Origin of the sequence: Pricia sp. (genome assembly GCF_041745955.1) — a bacterium.
Taxonomy (GTDB): Bacteria; Bacteroidota; Bacteroidia; order Flavobacteriales; family Flavobacteriaceae; genus Pricia.
Map to the genome: position 1 here is coordinate 1 of NZ_JBGTHY010000176.1, position 1743 is coordinate 1743.

At 45.1% G+C, this 1743-nt stretch carries 2 protein-coding genes and 1 pseudogene; 1 reads left to right on the forward strand and 2 read right to left on the reverse strand.

Annotated features, from left to right (window positions below; all coding sequences use genetic code 11):
- Window positions 1-192 (forward strand): annotated as a pseudogene (locus tag ACEW8S_RS06295) (transporter); the annotation flags it as partial.
- 29 nt (window positions 193-221) lie between these two features.
- On the opposite strand, the gene ACEW8S_RS06300 reads toward ACEW8S_RS06295, so the two are convergent.
- Window positions 222-1007: an energy transducer TonB gene (locus tag ACEW8S_RS06300; RefSeq protein WP_373517327.1), complete on the reverse strand. Its 786-nt coding sequence runs from the start codon at window positions 1005-1007 to the stop codon at window positions 222-224.
- 171 nt (window positions 1008-1178) lie between these two features.
- A partial coding sequence (gene truB, locus ACEW8S_RS06305; protein ID WP_373517328.1) for a tRNA pseudouridine(55) synthase TruB occupies window positions 1179-1743 on the reverse strand: 565 nt, incomplete at its 5' end.

Here is a 1743-nt window from a genome sequence, read left to right on the forward strand (position 1 = left end):
AACAATTACAGCACGTTGCTCGCGGCCGAAGAACGTAAGTTCAGCTTTGGGGAGAGCTCACTTTTCTTGATCAATTCCCGAGAAAGCAAGCTCATCGATGCAGAGCTGAAACAAAACGAGGTACAGAACAAATTCTTCACCATAAAGGCCAAGTTGTTCAACAGTTTGGCGGTCAACCCCGACAATTTGTAAGTTTTGAGAATTATTGAAAGCTATGGTGTCTAGCGCGCCTTCCCTTGAAAAATGTAGGTGATAGTACCTCGCTGCGTAGATCTTTGGTGCGAACTGAATTTTGCCTTCAAGGCATACGCAACGGCATTTTCGACCAAACAACCGTTTGAGGTGTCCGAACTTCTGGAATTGAAATCCGCATCGATAACTTTTCCCGTGTCATCTACCTCAATGTTGACTACCACTTTGCCGCCTTCGATACAGGTGTAGATAGGTGGTGGTAAACGGTAGTTGCTGCGGTCGATCAATGAATAGGATACCGAGGTGCGGCGCTTGGCGAGATTATTGGTAAACTCCTGTTTTTTCGCTTCTTTTTCGCCCAGTAACTGTTTGGCTTCTTGGCGCTTTTTCTTGAGTTCCTTAACCCTTTCGGCATATTCGCCATCAGATAGGTCGGTGGGGTCTTCGTTCTTGTCAGCGGCAGCTTCCCTTTCTTCCATCAGCTCCTCAAGGGTCTTGAAAGCTTCCGGCTTGCCTTGACTGGGCTTCATAGCCTCATTGTAGGCCAAATGGCTTTTTACGGGATCCATTTTTTGCTCCTCTTCCAGTTCTTCCTTTTGCTTCTCAAGTTCTTCGATATCATCCTGTAACAGCATCTCCACAACATATTCGTCCACCTTATCCTCTTTGCCCAACTGGATGTTGTACAAGCACAAGATCACAATGGCCATCGAAAAAAGGGTAATCAAGAGCGATAACTGCTTCCGGTTAAGGTTCATCACCATATAACCGAAATCGATCAGATATATTTTAATTATTCGTTGAAGTGAACGCAAGGGACTTTTTTTTATGAGTGTTCTTTAAATTTAGTGATAAAATATGACATCGCTACGTGCGAAAATTGCAATAACTTCACTTTTGGCCCTCTGTCTATCGCATTGCGCCAAACGCTTTGGTTCTCGGCGGTCCATATAGCAATTATTGCCGGCCTGCAGTATTCGGACCATTTAGTTTCCGAGGAGGTCATCCGCAAAAACAACCGGATCAATGGCAGTATCTACGGAGTAATCGCCTATTTTGGTTCTTCGCAGTTTCGATAAGTGTCCCCCGTTGTTCAGTAAAAGCCCCAAATCATGTGCCAAACTACGGATATAAGTGCCTTTACTGCAAATAATCCTAAAATGGACATCCGGCAACTGTAACTTAACGATTTCGAACTCCGAAACGGTCACCGATCGTTTTTTTATTTGAATTTCCTTTCCCTCGCGGGCGTATTCATACAACCTTTTGCCATCCTTTTTTAGGGCGGAAAAAATTGGGGGATATTGTTCGATTTCCCCGGTCAATTGGGAAGCTGCGTCCCGAATCATTTCCTCTGAAATTCCATCCATGGAAAAAGTGTTGTCGATTTCCGTTTCCAGATCATAGGAGGGGGTGGTGGCGCCCAAGGTAATCGTACCGGTATACTCCTTTATCTGCCCTTGAAGCTCGTTGATTCTTTTGGTGAACTTTCCTGTACACACAAGTAGAAGTCCCGTTGCCAAGGGATCTAAGGTACCCGCATGGCCGATC